15 protein-coding genes are annotated in these 23,418 nt (G+C 59.7%); 7 read left to right on the top strand and 8 right to left on the bottom strand.

Annotated features, from left to right (window positions below; translation table 11 throughout):
* Nucleotides 1–98 precede the first annotated feature (98 nt).
* The 5 genes from HY30_RS06825 (at nucleotide 99) to HY30_RS06805 (ending at nucleotide 8,811) form a co-directional block, all read left to right on the top strand.
* Complete coding sequence (locus tag HY30_RS06825) at nucleotides 99–1,616, top strand: amidase family protein (RefSeq protein WP_034738408.1); 1,518 nt, start codon at nucleotides 99–101, stop codon at nucleotides 1,614–1,616.
* Complete coding sequence (locus HY30_RS06820; protein ID WP_051615024.1) at nucleotides 1,617–2,645, top strand: zinc transporter ZntB; 1,029 nt, start codon at nucleotides 1,617–1,619, stop codon at nucleotides 2,643–2,645.
* A 176-nt stretch (nucleotides 2,646–2,821) separates the two neighbouring features.
* Nucleotides 2,822–3,898, top strand: coding sequence for an efflux RND transporter periplasmic adaptor subunit (locus HY30_RS06815; protein ID WP_051615022.1), 1,077 nt, complete (start codon nucleotides 2,822–2,824; stop codon nucleotides 3,896–3,898).
* Entirely contained in the window at nucleotides 3,895–7,101 is a 3,207-nt protein-coding gene (locus HY30_RS06810; protein WP_034738371.1) for an efflux RND transporter permease subunit, read from the top strand. Before HY30_RS06815 ends, HY30_RS06810 begins: the two co-directional genes overlap by 4 nt.
* Nucleotides 7,102–7,161: 60 nt before the next feature.
* Nucleotides 7,162–8,811, top strand: coding sequence for an MFS transporter (locus tag HY30_RS06805; RefSeq protein WP_051615020.1), 1,650 nt, complete (start codon nucleotides 7,162–7,164; stop codon nucleotides 8,809–8,811).
* Nucleotides 8,812–8,880: 69 nt separating this feature from the next.
* Here HY30_RS06805 and HY30_RS06800 read toward each other — a convergent pair whose 3' ends face one another.
* Nucleotides 8,881–9,549, bottom strand: coding sequence for a TetR/AcrR family transcriptional regulator (locus HY30_RS06800; RefSeq protein ID WP_034738370.1), 669 nt, complete (start codon nucleotides 9,547–9,549; stop codon nucleotides 8,881–8,883).
* A gap of 491 nt (nucleotides 9,550–10,040) precedes the next feature.
* Between HY30_RS06800 and HY30_RS06795 the strand changes: the two genes are divergently transcribed.
* Nucleotides 10,041–11,384 carry a spinster family MFS transporter gene (locus tag HY30_RS06795; RefSeq protein ID WP_206741427.1) on the top strand — a complete coding sequence of 448 codons (1,344 nt, stop codon included), beginning with the start codon at nucleotides 10,041–10,043 and terminating at the stop codon, nucleotides 11,382–11,384.
* Nucleotides 11,381–12,982: an FG-GAP repeat domain-containing protein gene (locus tag HY30_RS06790; protein ID WP_206741426.1), complete on the top strand. Its 1,602-nt coding sequence runs from the start codon at nucleotides 11,381–11,383 to the stop codon at nucleotides 12,980–12,982. Before HY30_RS06795 ends, HY30_RS06790 begins: the two co-directional genes overlap by 4 nt.
* 13 nt (nucleotides 12,983–12,995) lie before the next feature.
* Here the strand turns inward: HY30_RS06790 and HY30_RS06785 are convergent, their stop codons facing one another.
* The 7 genes from HY30_RS06785 to HY30_RS06750 form a co-directional block, all read right to left on the bottom strand.
* Nucleotides 12,996–14,630: a carboxylesterase/lipase family protein gene (locus tag HY30_RS06785; RefSeq protein ID WP_155839269.1), complete on the bottom strand. Its 1,635-nt coding sequence runs from the start codon at nucleotides 14,628–14,630 to the stop codon at nucleotides 12,996–12,998.
* A gap of 17 nt (nucleotides 14,631–14,647) precedes the next feature.
* Complete coding sequence (locus tag HY30_RS06780; protein ID WP_034738366.1) at nucleotides 14,648–16,234, bottom strand: AMP-binding protein; 1,587 nt, start codon at nucleotides 16,232–16,234, stop codon at nucleotides 14,648–14,650.
* Nucleotides 16,231–17,934: a carboxylesterase/lipase family protein gene (locus tag HY30_RS06775; RefSeq protein ID WP_081812100.1), complete on the bottom strand. Its 1,704-nt coding sequence runs from the start codon at nucleotides 17,932–17,934 to the stop codon at nucleotides 16,231–16,233. The genes HY30_RS06780 and HY30_RS06775 overlap by 4 nt, the downstream gene beginning before the upstream one ends.
* 21 nt (nucleotides 17,935–17,955) lie before the next feature.
* Nucleotides 17,956–20,232, bottom strand: a complete 2,277-nt coding sequence (locus tag HY30_RS06770; RefSeq protein WP_034738363.1) for a TonB-dependent receptor — start codon at nucleotides 20,230–20,232, stop codon at nucleotides 17,956–17,958.
* A gap of 1,247 nt (nucleotides 20,233–21,479) precedes the next feature.
* The gene (locus tag HY30_RS06760; protein WP_045699449.1) at nucleotides 21,480–21,995 is read right to left on the bottom strand and encodes a hypothetical protein; all 516 of its coding nucleotides are present in this window, start codon (nucleotides 21,993–21,995) and stop codon (nucleotides 21,480–21,482) included.
* Nucleotides 21,996–22,164: 169 nt separating this feature from the next.
* Nucleotides 22,165–22,458, bottom strand: coding sequence for a hypothetical protein (locus tag HY30_RS06755; RefSeq protein ID WP_034738361.1), 294 nt, complete (start codon nucleotides 22,456–22,458; stop codon nucleotides 22,165–22,167).
* A gap of 100 nt (nucleotides 22,459–22,558) precedes the next feature.
* A complete protein-coding gene (locus tag HY30_RS06750; RefSeq protein WP_034738360.1) occupies nucleotides 22,559–23,413 on the bottom strand; it encodes an alpha/beta fold hydrolase in 855 nt (284 codons plus the stop codon).
* Nucleotides 23,414–23,418: the final 5 nt, after the last annotated feature.

Genomic DNA, 23,418 nt, shown 5'->3' with positions numbered 1-23,418 from the left:
CGGCCCGGTGGCGCAGGTGTTCCAGCACTTGCGCCACTTGCACTTGAAGGCGGCGCAATTCACGATGCGCCTAGCTAAAAAATTGAGAGGAAATGACATTGAAACAGATTTCACGGCGCGGGGTGCTGCTCAGCGCAACCGCGATGGCGACGCTCGCTGCCTGCAAGCAATCCCCCCAAGCGCAAGCCGCCGTCACGCCAGCTACCGACATGGCCACTGCAGCCACATCCCCTGCCTGGATGGACGGCACGGCCATGGCCGCCGCAATCGCCTCGGGCCAGACGACCTCGCTCGAACAGGTGAATGCCGCGATTGCGCGGGCGCAGTCCGTCAATGGCCAGATCAATGCGATTGCCTCCGAAATCTACGACACCGCCCGCGCCGAGGCGGGTCACACGCCAGCCGGGCCGTTCCAGGGCGTGCCAACCTTCATCAAGGACCTGCATGACTGGAAGGGCGCGCCAACCATGTATGGCAGCCGCGCCTTCAAAGGTCATATCGCTGAGACGGATTCTCCGCTGCCCGCGAAATGGCGCGCCGAAGGCGTGGTTGTTCTCGGCAAGTCCACCTCCCCGGAAATGGGCCTGATGGCCTCGACCGAACCGCTGGTGACCGGTGAAACGTGCAATCCATGGGACACGACGCGCATCGTTGGCGGCTCATCAGGTGGCTCAGCAGCACTCGTCGCCGCCCGCGTCGTGCCCTTTGCCCATGCCAGTGACGGCGGCGGATCGATCCGCATTCCCGCCAGCACCTGCGGCGTCTTCGGCCTGAAACCGTCGCGTGGCCAGCTGCCTGCGCAAGCAGGCGAAGGCCCGCCCATCGATATCTCGGTGCAGCACGCCGTCACGATTTCCGTCCGCGACTCCGTCAGCCTCTTCCGCGACACGCAGACGAATGACGGCACATTCGCGCCGCTGGCCGCCAACCTGCAGCCACTGAAGCGCCGCCTGAAGATCGGATTCACAACCGATGCTCCCGCCGGCACGCCGGTCGCTCCGGAAACGAAAGCTGCGCTGGATGATGTGGCCGCGCTGTGTGGCAAGCTGGGCCACGAAATCGTCGCTTACAAACCGACCTATTCCGGCCAGGAATTTGTCGACAAGTTCCTGCTCTATTGGGCCGCAGGCGCCGCGGACTTTGCGCAACAGGCCAGCGCCTATACCGGCAAACCGGTCGGCCCTGACATTGTCGAGCCATGGACACTGGGCCTCACCCAGATGTTCATGAGCCGCAGGGATGAAATGGAAGCGACCGTGAAATGGCTCAAGGGATTTGAGGCGGTCTATAATGCCGACCTCGCAGACCAGGGCATTGACCTGTTGCTGACGCCCGTGACGGGTAGCCCGGCTGTGAAACTGGGCGAGCAGGCACCGACGGTCGCTTATGATACGCTCTATGAGCGGGTCATCACCTTCGCCGCCTTTACGGCACCGATGAACGTGGCCGGCGCCGCCTCGATGAGTGTGCCGCTGTCATGGTCGCCGTCGGGCCTACCCATCGGCTCCATGTTCTCGGGCAAGAGCGGCGATGACCAGCTCCTCTTCGAACTGGCGCTGGAACTCGAAGCGGCCCGCCCATGGGCCGACAAACTGCCAGGGGTTGTTGCGCTCTAGATGATCATCGAACCTGCCCCCGTTACCAATGCGGATTCGGACGATGTCCTCGGCATCGATCCGTTTCTGTTTGGTTTCGGGTTCGCAGCGGATGGCACGGCCACCCCCCTGACATGGGAAGACGTGATTTCAGGTCAGCTGACCAGCTATCCGCGTGTGTGGCTGCATCTCAACCGCCTCTCGCGGCAGGCGCAGGGCTGGCTCTACCGCAAGAGCGGCATCGACAAGGTGGCCGTGCAATCCCTGCTGCAGGAAGAAACGCGGCCCCGTTCGACACGCCACGGCAATGGCTTCCTGATCAACCTGCGCGGCGTGAACCTCAATGCAGGCGAGGCGCTGGAAGACATGATCGCTTTGCGCATGTGGGCAAGCGAGAGCCTGCTCATCACGCTGCGTTCGCGCCGCGTTCAGGCTGCGCGCGATGTCGAGGCACTTGTCAAAGGCGGTGAGGCACCGGCCTCGACGGGCGGTCTTGTTGCCGCCCTCGCGAACGCGCTGACGGACCGTATGGAGCCCGAAATCGCCGCCTTTGATGAGCAATGCGACGGCTTCGAGGACGAAATACTCGATCCTTCCATCCGTCTTGGCCGGGCCACGCTGTCCGAATTCCGGCGCAAGGTCCTGGCCCTGCGCCGCTATATCGTGCCCCAGCGCGAGGCCCTGTCCCAACTGGTGCGCGAGGGCAGCGCGGCGGGGTTCTTTACGGATACGGACGTGCTCTACCTGCGCGAATCCGTCGACCGGGTGACGCGCCTGGCGGAAGACCTGGACGCCATACGTGAACGCTCCATCGTGCTGCAGGAGCAGGTGATGGAAGAACGCTCCGACATGATGAACCAGCGCCTGTTCGTGCTGTCCATCCTGTCGGCGGTGTTCCTGCCCATCAGTTTCGTGACGGGCCTGTTCGGGGTCAATGTCGGCGGTCTTCCGGGCGTCAACAGCCCGATGGCCTTTGCCATTCTCGTCGGCTCCCTGGCGCTGGCAACCGGCATCATGCTGGCCATCTTCCGGTGGCGGCGCTGGATCTGACGACGACCGTTACCTAACGTTACTTGTTAACCATAGCTTTCACTCTACCGTCAAAACGACGCACGCGGTTTGTCATAATTCAATGCTGTTCGTGTAGTTAAGGTTGAAACGGCGCTTATCCAGGCGACGTACCGACCTATATTGGCTATAGTCAGCTCCCAGAAAGTAATCCTCCCGTGAACCGTTCCGCTTACATCGCTCTCAGCCTTCTGGTCATCATCGTTGCCTATTTCGGCATCCGCAGCGTCATGCGCGGCAGTATCAGCTCGCAGACAGAAGCCGCAATGGTCGACTCCTCGGCAAAGACGCCTGACGCGATTGTGGAGGAGGTCTCCAGCACGCCGCACGAAATCACGCTGGAAGCCAAGGGCCGCACGGCCCCGGACAAGTCGGTCACAGTCAAGGCCGGCACGACTGGCACTGTTGTCTCCACACCGGCCAAGGAAGGCAGCTTTGTGCGCAAGGGCGCCCTGCTTTGCGGCCTGGATGTCGAGGCCCGCTCTGCCCGCGTCAGTGAGGCCCAGGCCCGTCGCGACTCCGCCTATATCGATTATGAGGCCGCCCGCACGCTGGCCTCCAAGGGCCTGACCCCGGCCAACCAGGAAGCCGCCGCGAAAGCATCGCTCGACGCCACCGAAGCGGCCCTCAACTCGGCCAAGGTCGAACTCGACAAGACCCAGATACGGGCGCCTTTCGATGGCGTGTTCGAGACCCAGCTTGCCGAAGCGGGCGACTATCTCGGCCCCGGCGGCGCCTGCGGTGTGCTGGTTGATATGACTCCGGTCATTGTCGTCGCCGAAGTTGCCGAAGATTATGCCGTCCAGCTGAAGCCCGGCATGGAAGCCACGGCGAAGCTTGCCAGCGGCGAATCCTATCCGGCCCGCATCCGCTATGTGTCCCGCACGGCCAATGACCAGACCCGGACATTCATCATTGAAGCCGAGATCGAGGCCGGCGACGCGACGCTAGCCGCCGGTGTCTCTGCCTCGCTCGTGGTTCCGCTGGGCACGGCGCCGGCCACACTCATTTCGCCTGCGCTGCTGACCCTGTCCGACAGCGGAGAGCTTGGCATCCGTTATGTCGAAGCCGACAATACGGTTAGCTTCGCACCGGTACAGATTGTCGATGAAGGCCCCGGCGGGGCCTGGGTGACTGGGCTGCCGGAGACGCTTCGCATCATCTCGATGGGGCAGGACTACCTCAATGAAGGGGTCAAGGTTAAACCGGTCATGGCATCTGGAGCGCAGCGATGAACAGCTTGATTGACGGCGCCATCGGGCGGGCACGCATGGTGCTCGCCATTCTGGTTTGCGCCATCATTGCCGGCACAGTCACCTATATCGGCCTGCCCAAGGAAGCTGACCCGGACATCCAGATCCCCTTTGTCAGCATCACGGTGCCGCTGGTCGGTGTGACGCCGGAAGATTCCGAGCGCCTGCTGGTCAAACCGATCGAACAGGAAATCCAGTCACTCGAAGGGCTGAAGACTTTCCGCGGCTATGGCGCTGAAGGCGCCGGCCAGCTTGTGCTGGAATTCGAGATCGATACCGACATCGACCAGGCCGTGCTGGACGTGAAGGACAAGGTGGACATGGCCAAGCGCTATTTCCCCGCCGACGCGCGCGAGCCGATCATCACCGAATTCAACGCCGCCCAGTTCCCGATGATGATCGTGAACCTGTACGGCGACGCCCCTGAACGCGGCCTCAACGACATTGCCGAAGACCTTCAGGACCGGCTCGAACGCGACGCCGGCATCCTCGAGGCCCGCATCGTCGGGCGCCGCGATGACGTGCTGGAAATCATCGTCGATCCGGTAAAGCTCGAGACCTACAATATTTCCTATCAGGAAATCCTGCAGGTCGTTTCCGCCAATAACCAGCTGGTGCCCGCCGGCCAGATTGATACCGGCGAAGGCAGCTTCGCCGTCAAGGTGCCCGGCCTGATCCGCACAGCGAAGGACGCGCTGGACCTGCCGATCCGCCGCACGGCCAACTCGGTCGTCACCCTGTCGGATGTCGCGCAGGTGCGGCGCACATACAAGGACGCGACCAGCTACGCCACATTCAACGGCCAGCCGGCCATCCTGGTTGAAGTCATCAAACGCACCGGCGCCAACATTCTCGACACCGCCAATTTCGTCCGTAGCGCAATTGCCGAGGAGGAAAAATCCTGGCCGTCGATAATCCGCGCGCAGGTCACTTCTGATGCGTCGGAAATGATCGGCGAACAGCTCGGCCAGCTGCAAAGCTCGATCGTTGCCGCCGTTATGCTTGTGATGATCATCTGTGTCGCCGCCCTCGGCTGGCGCTCGGCCCTTCTGGTCGGCATCTCGATCCCGGCCTCTTTCGTCATGGCCTTCCTGATCCTGGGCGCCTTTGGCTATACGATCAACATGATGGTCATGTTCGGCATGGTCATCGCGGTGGGTATCCTCGTCGATGGTGCCATCGTCGTGACGGAATACGCCGACCGGAAAATGGCTGAGGGCCTCAACCGTAAGGAAGCCTATGCCCTCGCCGGCAAGCGCATGTTCTGGCCCGTTGTGGCGTCCAACGCGACAACACTCGCCGCCTTCGTGCCGTTCCTGTTCTGGAACTCGATGCCCGGCAAGTTCATGGCCTATTTGCCGATCACGCTGATCTTCGTGCTGACGGCCTCGCTCGTGATGGCGCTCATCTTCCTGCCTGTGCTTGGCTCTGTGATCGGTGCCCGCCCGAGCGGCACCAATGAAGATCTCGCCGCGCTCGCGGCCGATGCCGACCCGGAACTCGCCAAGGGCTGGCTCGGCGGCTATGTGAAACTGGTCAAGAGCCTGATTGCCCGGCCATTGATGGTGACAGGTGTCGCCATCGGCTCAGTCGTCCTGATCTTCATGTGGTTTGGCAGCACAACCCACAAGTCGGAACTCTTCCTCGATATCGAGCCGGAGCAGGCCTATGTCTTCATCCAGGCTCAGGGCGCCCTTTCAGCCAGCGAGCAGTCTGACCTCGTGAAGCGCGCCGAAGCCGCCATTCGCGATATTGACGGCATCGAGGACATTTCCACCCGCACCGGCGGCCCCGGCAGCGACGGCTTCAGCCGCGATGGCGGCAGTGCGCCTGTCGACACGATTGGCCAGATCCTGCTGGACCTCGCCACCGATGACGGCGTGCATGATGGCCGCAAGACGCTGGCCGCCGTGCGCGAGCGCCTCTCGACCGTGCCCGCCTTGAAATACCAGATCCAGGCCCGCGAACAGGGTCCGCCAGCAGGCAAGGACGTACAGATCGCCCTTCTCTCGGAAGATGGCCCGGCCCTCGCCGCAACCGCTGCCCTGGTGCGCAACAAGCTCGACAGCATGGACACGGTTCAGGAGATCGACGATACCCGTCCCCTGCCCGGCATTGAATACCAGCTCGAAGTCGACCGTGCCGAGGCCGGCAAGTTCGGCGTGGACGTGTCACAGGTCGGCGCCGCCGTTCAGCTCATCACCAATGGTATCCTCGTTGGCCGCTATCGGCCCGACGATGCGCCCGATGAAGTCGACATCCGCGTCCGCTTCCCGCAAGGCGACCGCAGTGCGTCGGCCATCGACCAGCTGCGCATCGCCACGCCTGGCGGAAACGTGCCGCTCTCGCTGTTCGTCAAACGCGTTCCTGCCCCACGGGTGAGCTCGATTGAGCGACGAGACGGCAAGCGCGTCGTCGATGTGCGCGCCAATGCCAAGGTCCAGGGCGAAGGGGCCGCCATCGTCGCCGGCTTGAAGGACTGGATTGCCCAGCAGGACATTCCGGACGATGTGGAAGTCCGCTTTGAAGGTGCAGACGAAGACTCTGCTGAAGCCGGGGCGTTCTTTGCTGGCGCTGCCGCAGCAGCCCTGTTCATGATGGCTGTCATCCTGCTCTGGGAGTTCAACAATTTCTGGCAGGTTATCTTGACGCTGACCGCCGTGATCATCTCGACGGCCGGTGTCCTCGTCGGCATCCAGCTTGTCCTGCCTTATGTCTCGGTCCTCATGATCGGCACGGGCATCGTCGCGTTGGCGGGTATCGTCGTGAACAACAATATCGTTCTGATCGATACTTATAATCGCCTGCGAAGCGACGGACGCACGCCCGAATACGCTGCAATTGCCACGGCCGCCCAGCGCATCCGCCCCATCCTGCTGACCACGGGCACGACCATTTGCGGCCTGCTGCCCATGGTATTCCAGCTCAATGTGGACTTCGGTGCCGGCGCCATCAATTATGGCAGCGCTTCCTCGGAATGGTGGACCCAGCTGGCAACAGCCGTCGTCTTCGGTCTCGCCTTCTCGACGCTCATGATCCTGCTCGTAACGCCGGTCTGGCTGCTTGTGCCCCACCGCGTGGGCCGCTGGACACGGCGGGTGGTCCTTCGCAGGCCGTCCGCGCCTGCCCGCGAACAGGCTGACAATGAGAATGAAAAGGGCCGGATTCTGCCTGCTGCAGAATAGGTATCGCACAAAGATTCTTGCGATCTGCGCCACCGCTACTACCAATAGCGTGTGGAACAGATGTCGCCCGAATCCTTAGCCAAAGCGCCGCCCTCTCCTTTCAGCATCCCGATTTTCCGGAATGTCTGGCTGGCCAATCTTGCGTCCAATTTCGGTAGTCTGGTCCAGTCGGTCGGCGCGGCATGGCTGATGACGACACTGTCGAACTCGCCCACAGATGTGGCCCTTGTGCAGGCCTCGACCGCCCTGCCGATCATGCTGTTCTCGCTGTGGGCAGGTGCCCTCGCCGACAATCTGGACCGGCGTATCCTGATGCTGTGCACGCAGAGCTTCATGCTGGTTGTCTCGGTCGGCCTCACCCTGTTTGCCTGGTCGGGCGCCCTGACGCCCGCTCTCTTGCTGACCTTCACCTTCCTGATCGGCTGCGGCACGGCCTTCAACAGTCCGGCCTGGCAGGCCTCCGTGGGCGACATGGTCCCGCGCCCTGTCCTGCCGAGCGCCGTGGCGCTCAACAGCATGGGCTTCAATATCGCCCGCAGTGTCGGGCCCGGCATTGGGGGCATCATCATTGCCACGGCGGGGGCTGCAGCGGCCTTCATGGTCAATGCTTTCAGCTATCTCGGCCTGATTTTCGTGCTGTCGAAATGGAAGCCGCCAGAGACGAAACGCCTGTTGCCACGCGAACCCATATCCATCGCGATCCTGGCGGGGCTTCGCTACGTTTCACTTTCCCCCAAGATCCAGATCACACTGCTGCGGGCGACACTTTTCGCGATTGCCGCCAGCGCTGTGCCGGCCCTGATGCCCCTGGTTGCGAAGGAGCTGCTCAAAGGCGGCCCGCTGGTCTACGGTGGCCTGCTCGGCGCGTTCGGCATTGGAGCGGTTCTGGGTGCATTTTCAAGCCGCCGCCTGCGGGCCCGCCTCTCGACCGACGGGATCATCCGCCTGTCCTCGACGGCGCTTGTCATTGGCGTTACCTGCGCCGCCTTCAGCGGAACGGTGATCTTTACCATTCCGGCCCTGATGATCGCCGGGGCCGGCTGGGTGCTGGCGCTCTCCACGTTCAATGTGGCGATCCAGCTGTCGGCCCCGCGCTGGGTGGTCGCCCGCAGCCTGTCCATCTACCAGATGGCGGCCTTCGGCGGCATGGCGCTTGGCAGCGCGGCGTTCGGCTATGTGTCGGAACATTATGGCGTGCGGGATGCCCTGCTCGCGGCGGCGGGCTTCCAGGCGTTCGGCATGTTCATTGGCCTCTTCGTGAAGCTGCCGCAGGTGGAGGACATCGATCTCGACCCGCTCGGACGCTGGAAAGAGCCGGATATCGCATTGCCAATCGAGCAGCGCAGCGGGCCGATCGTCATCATGGTCGAGTACAGGGTGGCCGAACACAATATCCCCGAATTCCTGACCGCGATGCGTGAACGGCGGCGCATCTGCCGCCGCGACGGCGCGTTCCGGTGGACCCTGGCGCGCGACCTCAACGATCCGGACAAATGGGTGGAGCGCTATCGCGTGCCGACCTGGCTCGATTATGTGCGCAACACCCAGCGTCGCACCAAGGCGGACGCCGACATTGGCGATGCCATAAGGCGCCTGATGAAGGACGGACAGAAGCCTGTCGTGCACCGCCTGATCGAGCGGCAGGTCTCTGCCGATATGCATTCGCCATCCAAGGCCGCCATCAGCCCGCCAGAACCGAGCGAGACCTAGGACGGGCCATATCAAGCCGTATCTGAGCGCGGCGCATATGCACCATCAGGACGCGGTGGCAATCCCGCGCTAGTTTCCGAGTTCCATGAAGCCGGCCGCCATGAACCGCGCCATGCGTTTCTTCACCGCGGGAAAATCCTCAGACTTGCACACACCACCTGACAAGCGATCAATTCGACCCGTGCAGGCCAAAGTGTTCATCAACGAGCCGGTGACGAAGTGATATCCCCAGAAAATATCTTCCTCGGAATAATCGGGCAGCGCGCGTTTCAGGATGCTCACCAATTTCAACACAACCGGATCGAAATGCTTGTCCATCAGCTCTGCGCCTTCAGGCGTATTGCTGACCCGGGCGCAGAAGGCCGCATAGTGCATCCATTGCTCGCCGCCCTCATAGTACAGGTCCAGGTCCGTATCGAGGAAAGCGTGAAGTGCCCCTTCCACGGTGGGGTTGTCACCCGCAGCCGCCTCATACTCATTGAGGGCCTTCATGCGCCCTTCGCTGGTTACACCTGCCCTGCGCGCGAATACGGCCTCGAAAAGGTGTTGCTTGTCCTGAAAATAATAGTGAACCAGGGTGGTGTGGATGCCGACCCGTTTGGCGACGTCACGAAGCGTAACGCCGTGCAGACCGTTCCGGGAAAACAGATATTCCGCTGCGTCAAGGATTTGCTCGATGCTTTCCGCGCGCTGTTCTGCCTTGCTGCGACTCGGTCGCTCGGCTTTGGTATTCGACATCGTGGCATCCTTTCTTTCAGGATAGGTTGGCTGATCAACTCACGTCAACCGCTGGTCCATGAGCAGATGATTACGCATCATCCCTGACCAACTCTCCATCTTCCTTGTTCAATCCTTTGGCGTCGCGCGAAGCGCGGCGCAGAACCGAGCCTTATACACAGCCAAGGCGCTACAGCCCAGACGACTTCGGGCATTTCACCCGGCGTAGCCTCACATCGCATTGGTCATTCATTCCCATACTCGCGAATTCCTCACGATTCAATTGACTTCACTCTCTCCTGAGTGAATATCATGGCGGGAAGGAGATATAGGGTCAGCTGTCACACCGACAATGATCATGAATCTGATGGTGAGCCCCAATGCCTGCTCCGACCAGAGCCGGGCGCGCGTGCGACCATTCCAAAACACATAAAACAAGAGTGAGCCGCGCGCGATCTGATGATCCCGCTTCGAATATCACCAAAAGAGAACGAAACATCAGGGAGTGAAACGTGAAATCAGATGCAACCCCACAGGCGGAGCTGGCTCCGACTCGACACGATATGGAGGGTACAGCTCAGGGCACACCTTACCAAAGCAAGAAGTACCGTATCTACGTCCTGTTTGTGCTGACGATCATCTACGCATTCAACTTTATCGACCGGCAGCTCCTCGTAATCCTGCAGGAGCCCATCAAGGCAGAGCTCGGTCTCACAGATACGCAACTGGGCCTTCTGACCGGCTTTGCATTCGCCCTCTTCTACGTCATTTGCGGCATTCCAATTGCCCGATGGGCCGACAAGGGTGTTCGCCGAAACATCATTTCGTGGGCGCTGACTGTCTGGAGCCTCATGACGGCCGTATGCGGACTTGCCACAAGCTTTACCTATCTGCTCATTGCGCGGGTCGGTGTGGGCGTAGGTGAAGCTGGTGGCAGTCCGCCAGCGCACTCGATGCTCTCCGACATTTTCAAACCGAAGAACCGGGCGCTCGCCTTGTCCGTCTACTCAATCGGCATCTATATCGGCATCCTTTTCGGTTTTGCGCTAGGCAGCCGCATCGCGGAAGCGTTTGGCTGGCGTCTGGCTTTCTTTGTCGTTGGCGCACCAGGCATCCTGCTCGCCATCGTCTTCCGTCTGACCGTTCGCGAACCTGTTCGCGGCTGGTCCGAGGGGGCTGAGCAAACGCAAACCGCCACGCCCCCCCTGCAGGACGTCGTAAAACTTCTCTGGAGCCACGTTTCCTTCCGGCACATTGCCATGGCGGCCAGCCTGCAAGCCTTCCTGATCTATGGCATCGGCAACTGGTTCCCCTCCTACTTCCTCCGGAATTTCGACATCAGCCTCGGCACTGTGGGCACATGGATGGCGCTGACCAGCGGATTCGGAGGCGCTTTCGGCTCTTTCTTCGGCGGCTGGATGGCCGACCGCTTCGGCGCGCGGGACATACGTTGGTATCTCTGGATTCCCGCCATACTCACGTTCATGATCGTGCCCGTTCTGATCATTGCCTTGACATCCGGATCAGCCCGAACGGCCCTGCTCCTGACCGCGCCCTTCAATTTCCTGACCGCGGCCTATCTCGGCTCGGTCATCGCGGTGTCCCACAGCCTGGTCAGCATTCGCATGAGGGCGCTCACATCCGCCATCCTCTTCTTCATCCTGAACCTTATCGGCCTCGGCCTTGGCCCACTTATCGTTGGCGCGCTTAGCGACCAATTCCTCAGCGCCGGCTTCGAGACGCCGCTGGCAAGCGCGATGCTGATCTGTGGCGTTATCGGATCCCTCTGGGCGTGTATCCATTATGTGCTGGCCGCAAAAAACATCCGCCAGGACATGGCGAGGCTGATCCCATGAAACAGATAATGCTGAATACTGTGTTCGCCCGGCCGATACTCATGGCCTCGGCCCTGCTTGTGATGGCCAGCTGTCAGGTCCCTGAGACCGGCGCGCCAAACAAAACGTCTCTGACGGTTGGCGACACGCCAAGCGATGCACGTACGAAGGATGGCCTTTACATTTCCTGGCGCGAGCACCTGATCGATGATCAGCAGACGAATGGTGGGACAGCCATAAGGGGCGGCGACGGTCTCGCTGTCGCGGACCTTGATGGCGACGGGTTCCTCGATATCGCGTCAGTACATGAAGACTCCAATCACCTGCGCATCGCGTTTGGGACAGGAGATCCCGACAAATGGGTGAATGTCACGGTCGCCGCTGGCGACGAGGTTGGTGCCATAGAGGATGTCGCGATCGGTGACATCAATGGTGATGGCTGGCCTGATCTGGTTGCCGCCTGCGAAGAGGCCCATCTCCTCTACCTCCAGAACCCGGGAAAGCTGGCGCGCCAAGAGACATGGCCACGGATGATCCCCGCGATCACCCAAGGGCGGGGTTCGTGGCTGCGGGTGTTCATGGCTGACATGGACCAGGACGGACACCTCGATGTGCTCGCGGCCAACAAGGGCGGCGCCGATATCATTGATCCATCTCTGGCCACCGCCGCGCGCCCGACTTCCCTCTTCCGGATAGAGGGGGATGCCCTTGTCCAATCGAGTTGGCATGAGCAGGTCCTGTCACGGGAAGTGGTACCCAATACGGCCATGCCGACCGACATTGACGATGATGGCGATACGGACGTGCTCGTGGCCGCACGCCTTGATCTTCAGATGGCGATTCTGGAAACGGTCGGCAATGGCACGGAGTCGGGTTTCACCGTGAAGCCGCATCCGATTGCCATCGTAGCCGGAATGCCTGTGCCTGACGACTGGCGCGGCGCATCAAGCGCTTTCCAGTCTGCCTTTGCCGACCTTGACGGCGATGGACGCAAGGATCTTGTTGTCGCTGTCCACGAAACACCCCAGCCGGTTGCGGGAAGCCCGCTCGTGGCCGGGCTGGGTTGGCTCAAGCAGCCTCAACAGCTTGATGAGCCGTGGACCTTTTTCCGCATCGGCGACACATTGCCAGACATCGTAGCCGGCATTGGGCTCGCCGATATTGACGGGGACGGCGACCTTGATGCCATCACGGGCGGTTATTCGGGGCTCAATATATTACGGGGTGCCTACACCGATGCGTCGCGCGAAGAAGACAGTCCGCAGGTCACGGCAGCTTCCAGCGTGGGCCGGATCGCCTGGTTCGAAAATCCGGGAGACGCCCGTGAGCACTGGGAGCGCCACGACATATCCCGGCGCGTGCGCGGCATGTACGATGTCTTCGTTCCTGTCGACATGGACCAGGACGGCGATATCGACTGGGTTGCGACCCGCGGGAACAGCGGCATCTACGATGGCGTCTTCTGGCTGGAGCAAGTGCGCACGGCCGAGCCAAGGCCTGCCTTCACCGCTGGCCGCTCCGAAGACAGTCGCGCCCTGCCGCTGCCACCGGAGAACTGGATCGACACGTACGAGACGGAGATGACATTCACACCGCCCAACAAGGTCGGTCACGAATAGCCCTTAGACAAACCTATTCCAATGGCGGCGCGCCAAGACCGATATTGAGGAACCACGGCTCGCCGGCAGCCTTGCGCTGACGCACCAGCTCTTCATGCAATTCGAACATGCCCGGCATGGGATTTTTACCGACTTCCAGTTCCTGACCGATCTTCAGGTAAGCCTGATCGCCGCCATAAGCGGGCCATGCCGGGCCCGTAGCGCTTTCAGGCTGCCCCGTTGCAGCAAAGGAGGTCCAGTAGTCGAGCAGGGTGCTGGATATGGTTTGGTCATGCTCGCCGTCAGGAACCGGCCAGTTGGGGGACAGCTTATCCGGATCAAGAGCGCCAAAAACAAACGGCAATTCACTCGCGTGGAACGCGCAGAGATCAGCCTTCTCGGCACTCGGGTAGCAATAATCGAAGACGTACATAAAGGCTGGCTGATCCGCCTCTGTCAGCTTGCGCACGATCCGCTCGGTCGCCCAGCCGTAGATCGCGTCGCGCAGCGTGGCCAGCATGGAAGCGTCTACATCGGACCCCGGATAGAGAGCGAGGACACCACTCGAAAGCGCGCCATACCGCTCCACGATTGCCGCTTCATAGTCATCCGGCTTGCGCGGCAGGAACAGGCGCTGGGAGCGCACTTCACCGCTATTGAACCCGGCAAGCACTGGCACTTTTGCAAATGCACCCTTGTCGAACGAATCCACGATCTGGGACGGAAGGACGTCGCCATCAATCGTCCCCTGCGGTATGAATCCCGCCTGGCCTGCCTTGTCGGTGATGTCCTGCGCTGACGCTTCGCGGGCGGCCTCGATACTGGCGAACCCCATTGCGCTTAGCGTTGATGCGCCGATTTCCTCTGCCGGCCGTGCGCCATAGGCAGCCTGACCGAGCTCCGGGAAATTCCGGCTATTGGGGCTCTCGATAATGGCTTTCTGAAAAAGACCTTCCGCCTTTGGACTTGTCAGAAGATAAGTCAGGCTGAGCGCCCCGGCGGATTCCCCCATCACGGTGACATTGGCGGGATCGCCGCCGAAGGCAGATATGTTGTCTCTGACCCATTCGAGCGCCGCGACCTCATCAAGCAACCCGTAATTGCCGGAAATGCCGTCGGGCGATTCAGCGTTCAGCTCCGGATGCGCTAGCCAGCCAAGCGCTCCCAGACGATAGTTGAGGGAAACAAACACAACGCCCCTGCCCGCAAATTCCGATCCGTCATACATAGACTGGGCGCTGCCCCCGATGCGCAGCGATCCGCCGTGTATCCACACAACGACCGGTGTTTTGGCAGAGCGGCTTTGCGTCCAGATGTTGAGGGTCAGGCAGTCTTCGGATGTCTGATGCGGCGGGTCATAATAGAGGCTGCGCTCGGGCACGGGGGGCTGAATGCAGCTTGGGCCGAAAGCGGTGGCATCCAGCACACCAGACCAGTCTGGCGGCGGCGAGGGTGCTTTCCAGCGCAGATCCCCGATTGGCGCCCCTGCATAGGGAATGCCGCGAAAGACCTCCAGGTCTCCTTCCCGCACGCCGACAAGCTGCCCCTGCCTCAGATCGACAGTCGGGTCGGCAGCAACATCCGCGACAGGATGTGCATTATCGGATCGGACGCATCCTGAAACTGCAATCAGCGCGATCACTGCCAATGTTTTCAAATCGGCCGTCATGACACGCCTCCATGGTTTCATGCCGATGTGACGCACATGTCACGCAGGCTGTGCTTGTCTATCTTGCCGGTACCAGCAAGCGGCATGGAACCGAGACGAATGATTTCGTCAGGCAGCCACCAATTCGGCACCTTGCCGCGCAGACTGGCAAGAAGCGCTTCATCTGTAAGTTCGCATCCTTCCCTGATTTCGACCATAAGGACAGGTCGCTCGCCCCATTTTGGATGCGCGCGTCCGACGACGGCTGCAAGCGCCACTTCGGGCAGCCGTGACACGAGCGTCTCGATCTCGGCCGGATTGATCCACTCACCGCCAGACTTGATAAGATCCTTGGAACGGCCGGTAATGAATACCTGGCCGCCCTCGCTGAGAACGGCGAGGTCGCCCGTGTCGAACCATCCATTTTTTGTGGCACTTTCAGTCTGCCCAAAATAGCGCGAGACGACGGACGTACCCCGGACCCAGAGGCGCCCCTCCTGACCACGCTGAATGTCGAGAGGCTCCCCGGCATGATCGGTCACCATGAGGTCGAGCCCCACAGCCGGCCGGCCAGCTGTTTCCGGCGAGCGTTCGTCGCCCGGCGGCGCAGCGGTTCCAAGCGGCGACAGCTCGGTCATGCCCCATGTCGTTTGCACGCAGATGCCGCGGTCCTCGATCCGCTTCATCAATGCAGGATGCATCGGCGCGCCCCCTACCATGATGCGGTTCAGCGAAGGCAGATCCATGCCTTTCGCATCGAGATAATCCATCAGCCCAGTCCAGATGGTCGGGACCCCAACCGCGATCGTGACCCCCTCATTCGCAATGAGATTAGCAAGGCTTTCGCCATCCGAATGACGCCCCGGAAGAACCAGCTTTGCGCCGGTCGCAGGGGCGGAAAACGGCAGGCCCCAGGCATTGGCGTGGAACATCGGCACGACCGGCAGGACAACATCATGTGACGTCATGCCGGACACGTCCGCCTGTAACTGACGCAAGGTGTGAAGGTAGTTTCCGCGATGTGTATATGTCACGCCTTTCGGGGCACCGGTGGTGCCGGAGGTGAAACACAGGCCGCACGGTGTCGTTTCCGGAAAATCCCCCCAAGCAATATCGGCAGACTCGTCCACGAGGGCATTTTCAAGAACCTGGGCATACGGAAGACCAACGACATCAAGCGCGTCACCCCCAGCGTGGTCGATCACCAGGATATTTTTTATTCCGCGGGCGCTTTGAACGATACTTGCCGCCAGTGGCTGCAAGTCACTGCTTACAATCAGTATCGCGGCTTCCGACTGGCCAAGCATCCAGGCCAACTGCTCGCTGGTAAGGCGCGGATTGAGCGTATGACACACGGCGCCCATGCCCATCACGGCGTACCAGCACTCCATATGCGCCTGTGTGTTCCAGGAAAGCGTGGCGACACGGTGGCCCTTCCTCACGCCGAGGTCATGAAGCAGGGCCGTCACGCGCTTGGCACGCTTACGCAAGCCGGCATAGCCAACTCGGGCGATGCTGCCGTCCGCGCGTGCAGTTACAACTTCTGTCAGGGGATGCCATTTGGCGGCATGGTCAAGAAACTTGTCGAGCGTGAGTGCATAATCCTGGATTGCACCGTCGATCATTGGCATTTTGAATCCTTAGGCGGCAAAGGGGGAGAGAGGATTCCAACATTCCAGTTCCATGGAATATTGCCTGCAGCGCGCCTGCGGCACACCACTTCCTCATGCAGGTCAAAGCGGTTTCGGGAAAGCATGGGCCACGGTTGCGGCTCGTCAGCGAAGACCATGCCAGTGGCCTTGTCTTCGTAGGCCGGCCACGCCGCGCTGCCTTGCGCGGCAGGACGGCCGTCGCGAGCGAAGCTCGCCCAATACGCCATCATCGCTTTCGACAGGCCATTCTCTTCTTCCGTATCCGGTATTTCGGGCCATGGCGCGACGGCCTCGGAGGTCGTTCCGAACATGTAGGGAATTTCCGACGCGTGGAATGCGTGGAGTCCGGCGCGGTCGGCTGCCGGGTAACCATGGTCAAACAAATAGAAGTATGACGGATACCCAAAGGCACTCTGCGAGGCCACAAGACGTTCTGCAGACCATCCATACATTGCGTCGCGGGTTGTTGCGAGCATGCTCGAATCCAGGCTGTCAGCAGGATAGATTTCGAGGAATGCTTCGGCGAGATCAGCATACCCCTTTCGGATGGCTGGCTCGTAGGCATCAGGCTTTGGCGCCGGCGGCAAGAGGAACCGCAAGGAGCGGATCTCGCCTTCATTGAAGCCAGCCAAAACGGGGACAGGAGCCTGTTCGCCCTTGTCAAAAGTCGCGACCATCTGGTCGGTCAGGTAAACGTCATCGATCACGGCAAACGGAAAGAAGCCAGCTTTCGCAGACTTGTACACAAGGTCTTTTGCCGACATCGCGCGAAGGTCCTTGATGTCTGAGGCGCCCATGCGTTTCGCAAGTTCGGCGCCTGTAGACTCCGCCGACGGAAGGCCATTGGCGGTTTCCTTCAACGCAGCCATGGTCACCATGTACGCACTTTGCGCAATGGCCTTGTCGAACAGGCCCTTCGCCTTCGGCGAAGTCATGAGCAGGACAACGCTGAGCGCACCTGCAGATTCGCCGGCCACCGTGACATTATCCGGATTGCCGCCGAATGCGCCGATATTACGCTTCACCCATTCGAGCGCCAGCGTCTGGTCCATCAGGCCATAATTACCTGAAATGCCCTGCGCGGACTCAGCGCTCAAGCCGGGATGTGCAAGATAGCCCAGAATACCCAAACGGTAATTGAGCGTGACCACGACCAGGCCCTGTTCGCGCGCCATTCTGGCGCCATCATACATGTCCTGGCTGCCCGCGCCGGTTGTCAGCGATCCGCCATGAATCCAGACAAATACGGGGGCATTGCTGGCATCTTCCGGTGCCCAGACATTCAGGCTTAGACAGTCTTCGGAAACGGGGCCCAGCTCCGTTGAATATATGCTACCGGGTCGTGATTCCGGCTGAGGACACGCCGGCCCGAACGCCAAGGCCTCGCGCTGTTCCGCCCAGTCCGGAACCGCCACGGGCGGCGCCCAGCGACGCTCTCCCGTGGGTGCCAGAGCGTAGGGGATGCCACGATAGACCGACACACCGTCCTCTGTCGTTCCGCGAATGGCACCGACAGGAGCGTTTGCAAGGGCAACGCTCCCGGCCGGCTCAGCAGATCCGCTTGCGCATGCTGCCGTCAAAAGAGACGCGGCCGATACGAACAATAGCGCAAGCACCGCCCCAAAATGTCTTACGCTTGTCGCCTCAGTCGACGACCTGTTCGATCTCGGCATGACGTCTCTCCCCCAAACGGATCAGTATTCGTAGCTGAGGCGCACACCAACAGTGAGCGGCCGCAAACGGGCATAGCGGCTGTCGAGGAAGCCTTCCGGATGGACGTAGGTGATGGATTTGTCGTCAAACAGGTTTTCGACATAGGCAATCACCTTCCAGTCGTCCTTCGAGATACCCGCCTGCGCATTCACGACAGTATATGCATCAGTGTAGTCGAAGGTCGCGGCCGGAACGCCCGGTTGACCGGGCACGTTCGGCAGCATGGCCGGGAAGTCACCGACATAGGCGGCCGTTGCGGTCACGAAGGCGTCCTTGTCGCTGATCGTGAAATCGTAGCGAGCCGTGAGGGCACCCTGGAAGTCAGGCATGGCGAGTTGCAGACCCTCTTCCGCCCCTGAGATCGCGGCTTCCTCATCGGTCAGGTCCGTGATCTCAGTGTCGCTGAGCGAGCCGTTCGCGAAAATGCTGAAGCCATTGCCGGGATAATAGCCAAGCTCGAATTCGATGCCCTGGCTGACGGCCTTGCCGATATTGGTCGCGAACTGCGCCTGGTCGGACAGGCGGTTGGCCTGAACCTGGATGTCTTCCCAGTTGATGTAGTAGGCGGCGAGATTCGCGGTCAGCTTGCGATCGAAGAAGGCGCCCTTCATGCCGACTTCATAGCTGGTGAGCTTATCCGAATCCGCCCCGTTCGGGATGATGATGTCGTTCGGGTCCACACCGCTGGCAAGACCGGCACGGGCGTTTGCCACCGGCGAGCGGAAGCCCGTCGAAACCGACGCATAGGTCGTCAGATTGTCCATCGGCTTGTAGGAGAGGCTACCCTTGTAGGACACGTTGTCGGCTTCAACCTTGAGACCGTCCGCTGCGACCACCGGCGTGACCGTCAGGGCCGTGTTCGTAAAGCCAAGGAGCGCGGCGGTCAGATAGTTGGAGTTGTAGCCGCCACCAAGCGTATGGGACTGCACCGATGTCTCGGTATAGCGCAGGCCGCCGGTCGCCCACAGCTTGTCGGAGAAGTGGTAGGTAAGCTCACCAAAGGCAGCCGATTCGATGGCGTCGAAATACCCTTTGAAACGATAGTAATACTCATCGGGCAGGCCCGTCAGGCCGCGCGTGTCGAGGAATTCCTGCGAGGAGCGGTAATCATAGTCGATGTCGCGGCGCTTGTTGAAGTAGAACCCGCCGACGATCCAGTCCCAGTTTCCGCCATCCGCGGAAGACAGTCGCACTTCCTGCACGAAGTTTTCATCATGGCCGACCGCATCGAGCGCGAAGGGAATGCCCCCGCCGAACGTGCCCGCCAGGTCGACGATGAACTTCCCGTCGATCTTGGAGTAGTTCGAGGAAGTAGTGAGGGTCGCGAAGTCCATGTCCCAGTTGGCTGTCAGGTTGTAGCTGGTCATGTCGGACTGGAAGAGGTCAGGACGGTCCGTATAGCGAATGAAATCGCCCCGGTCAGGGTTGGTGAGGCTCGAATCTGCGGGTTCGTTGTCCTCGCGGATAATGAGCAAGCCGATGTCGAATTTGCTGGTCGGCTCCCACAGCAGGTGCGCGCGGCCACCGACCGCTTTCAGTGAGTTCGCGCCTTTAATGCCGGTGCCAAGGTTGTCGACCCATCCATCCTCATCGCGGTAGAAGCCAACGACACGCAGCGCCAGTTCGTCGGATACGAGTGGTACGTTGACCATGCCGTTGTAGCGCTGACGAAGGGCATCACCATCCGTCAGGCCAAAATCGACCAGCGTGGACGCTTCGAACTTGTTCGGGTTGGGCTTCTTGGTGAGGATGCGCACGGCGCCGGACAGCGAGTTGGCGCCGAACAGCGTGCCCTGCGGCCCGCGCAGCACTTCCACCCGCTCCACGTCGAACAGGGTCGGGTCGAGAATGGTCGAGTTGCCGTTCGAGGAGATCGGAAGCTCGTTGATATAAATCGCGGTCGCGGCCTGCAGGTTGGCGCCGTAACCATTGGTGGCGATACCGCGCGTGGTGATTGTGTTGAAGTTGGCGGTCGGCTGGTTCAGGACGATGCCTGGCGTTTCGCGGGCAAGACCGTCATAGCTGACGATGCCTTTTTCAGACATCGCTTCCTGCTGGAAAGCCGTGACGGCCAGCGGCACGTCCTGCAGGCTCTGCTCCCGCCGGGTCGCGGTCACGATGATGGTATCCTGACGCGCCTCGTCGACGGTCGAATCGCTCGTCGCCTCATCAGCGGGCGATACCTGTTGGGCAAAAGCGGGCGCTCCCAGAATAGCGATAGAAATCGCATATACGGACGCCATGGAACGTAGAGTCATTGGATTATCCTCCCTTGGTGAAAGCGGCTTGTCGCGCTTTTCAGACACCGTTGGAGAACAAATCGCTCACGCTGTCAATAATCTTCACTCTTGTGATAATGAATTTTTTTAACGCGCTATTCCACAGCAGCGGACTTGGGGGCATTGGTCAGCAATACGGTCTGCGTGAATCCATCCAATTCGCGCTGCTCCATGAAAGCTGTCGTCAAGAAAGCGGATGCCGGGGCTGATAGCTGCGGGGGCAAATTCACCTGCCGGAGATGTCCGTATCCTGATCGGGCCCAGTAATTGCGCACGCAAGCAAGGGCCGCCCATTGTCGCAAAGGCGCGTGACCGGGCAACGCGGTTCACGGCACTGCGGCGTTCACGACATTCTTCCGAAAGCCGGAACAGAACCAAGCCGAACCCTGTTAAGGGCGCTGGCAAAGGCGTTTGAGATGAGACAGGAAACGAGCTGCAATCTGCAGCAGATACTGGTGGGCGGTAACGGGCTCGAACCGCTGACCCTCTCGGTGTAAACGACGCACTTTTTCTTATTTTACATGGAGTTCTCTGTAAACCGCATCAGGTTTTCCGTATTAAAAACAAGGCTCGTTGGCACCACGTGTAAACCGCAAATGTCATCACTCTGGCATCGGAACTAGGCGCTTGTCGTCATGTCTTCCTCGCTTGCCCAATCGGACTGGTCCACCCGTAAAGTTAGAGTTGGCGGTTTCTGAAATGCCTGGCTCTGGTGGCCCAGTCGTGGTGCTAAAATACAGCAGCGATGAAGTGCTTGGCTCTGGTAGTCCGGCCTTGGTGTTAAAATCCAGCAGCGATTTTGGCCTTGCCAGCATGGCACAGGCCGACGTTGCGGGCAAACTCGGCAGGAGATTGCCCATTGTGAGCCGTATGAGGTCTCCTCTCACTGTAGTCCATTCTCGACGTCTCAAGTAGCTGTATTGCTACGGTCAAGGAAACGAACCCGTTGGCGTTCATCCCGGAGCGATCCATTAAAGGAATTCATGTGCACGCCATCTACCGAGGTACTGGGCCACGAGAAATCCATTTTGATTTGTTTAGATACGTACAAGAGCCCAAGATTTGATCGGTAAGCGCGTCACCATTGTAAGATAGCTAAAGCACTTGCCGGATCACTTTCGTCAGATCCCGTCAATGGTTGAGCTTTATCAACGTCTCTTTTCTATCGATTGAATTCAAACAATAGAGGTTGCTCCAGCCCCTTCTTTATCCGCATACTGATTCTGTCAAGCAACACCTTCACTGAATGCGCGGATGAGTTGGCTGAGCGCTCCCTCGGCTTCAGCGAAGCACGAGCCCGGTTCGCCCCGCTCATGATATTCGCTAATGACTGCCAGGCAGATAGCTGCTAGCTCTCTGGCTAATCCATTCGCGCCTGCGGATGCTTCGAGGCTTTTGCGAAAATCATTTGTCAATCGATTAGCAGCCGCGCCGACCTTGCGGGATTCGACGTTCGGACGCGCGAGCAACAATTCGCGCCTCCGAAGATGCCAGCCTTTCTGAACGAGAGACAAGGACGGCTTACCAAGTTCGGCGGCAACGAACCCGTCGATCAGATTGGCAAGCAAAGTGCATACAGCCAAGACTGCTACGTCATTGCGGAAACCATTCTCAAGCATCCTTGTTTGCGCAGTATAAAGGCCCAAAAGAATATCGACGGCGGCAGATGAGAGCCTCCCCACAGGCACGTCAGCTTTGTCATCGCCTACCGCATTTCTCGCCAATGCCGCGACAACAGTCACTCGCCCGGACCCGATTGAAGTTTTCTGCACAAGAACAATAGTCTACATTTCCCCGAAGAGAGCCGGCCTCACAGCGGCAAGACCAATCGAATGCGTAATAACTCATGCTTCGGACAGCTTGTTCAGAAGCAGAGCTAGCCAAGGCGAAGACTCTTATACTGGAACCTGTTTAGGGAGCACATACCGCCACGATTTTCTGAGACGTTTCGGACAGCCCATTGATGCGCGCTTGCCGATCCGGTATTCCTGCCGATTCAACAAGCTCGTCAATGGACTCTTGTCCTTGTTCTTCAGCGCCTGTTGCTAAGCACTCACAAAAATCCTGACTCTCCTCCTCGCTCAAACCGTCAGCAACAGAAACCGTTACGCAGACGCGCTGCAAATCATCTCGGCCCTCCGCTTGCGCGCTCGCACAATACAGGGCCGCAAAACCAGAGGCAATCAAAGCAAACTTTTTCAACATTTTACCACTCCTTTTTAGTCCTTGTTCGAACTTAATTATTAAGTCAATTGCAGCATACGAATTTTAGATATTTTCGTTTCGCACTAACGACGCACCGCACCTATTTTTCTTCCGCCTCCTGAATGAAATTCATGACGAGTTTTTCAAATCTCGCAGCATGTTCAATTTGCGCCCAATGCCCGCACTCTCCAAAGACATGCAACTGAGACCTCTTGATTAACTGCGACAGCCGCAGGCCATTTTCCAGCGGCACAACCACGTCTTCACGCCCATGAATAACCAGAACCTCATGAGGAATTTTCTGGATATCGCGTTCATCACTTGCCAAGTGCTCCAGCCATCTCCCCCGAGGCGCAGGAAACATCGCTGAGAATGACTCCTGAAAACCCGGACGAATGCTTGCTTTGTACCGTAGTTCAGCAAGCTCATCCGTTACCAAACTTCGATCATATGCAAAGATATCCAGCAAACGGCGCATATTTTCAATGGATGGAGAATACCCCCAAACCTGGTCAAGTCCCTCACTCAGCCCCAACGCCAAACCCGCGCTTCCCATCAGAACAATGCGCCGAACTCTATCCGGGTGTCGAATGGCCATCGCAAGAGAAATCGCACCCCCGAAGGAATTGCCTACGAGATCGGTCCGTTCAATATCAAGAGCGTCCATCAACCCAACAACCTGGTCGAGCCAACTTTCCATATTATAGTAGTCTTTTCCCGGACGTTCCGAATATCCGAACCCGAGCATATCAGGAGCAATTACTCTGGCCACCTCACTAAAATTTGGCATTGCCAATCGCCAGTTTGCCCAAGCTGAAACCCCCGGCCCTGATCCGTGAATCAGAAAGAGCGGTTTCCCAGCGCCGAGATCATGATAGTTCGTCTTTACACCGTGAACTTCAATGTTACGTGCGATCTCTGGGTTGGTATCTTCAGATACGATCTGAATGGCCATGCTAG

The organism is Hyphomonas chukchiensis (genome assembly GCF_000682695.1).
GTDB lineage: Bacteria > Pseudomonadota > Alphaproteobacteria > Caulobacterales > Hyphomonadaceae > Hyphomonas > Hyphomonas chukchiensis.
Note: the sequence above shows the minus strand (reverse complement) of the source record. Positions and strands in the feature narration are given on the sequence as shown.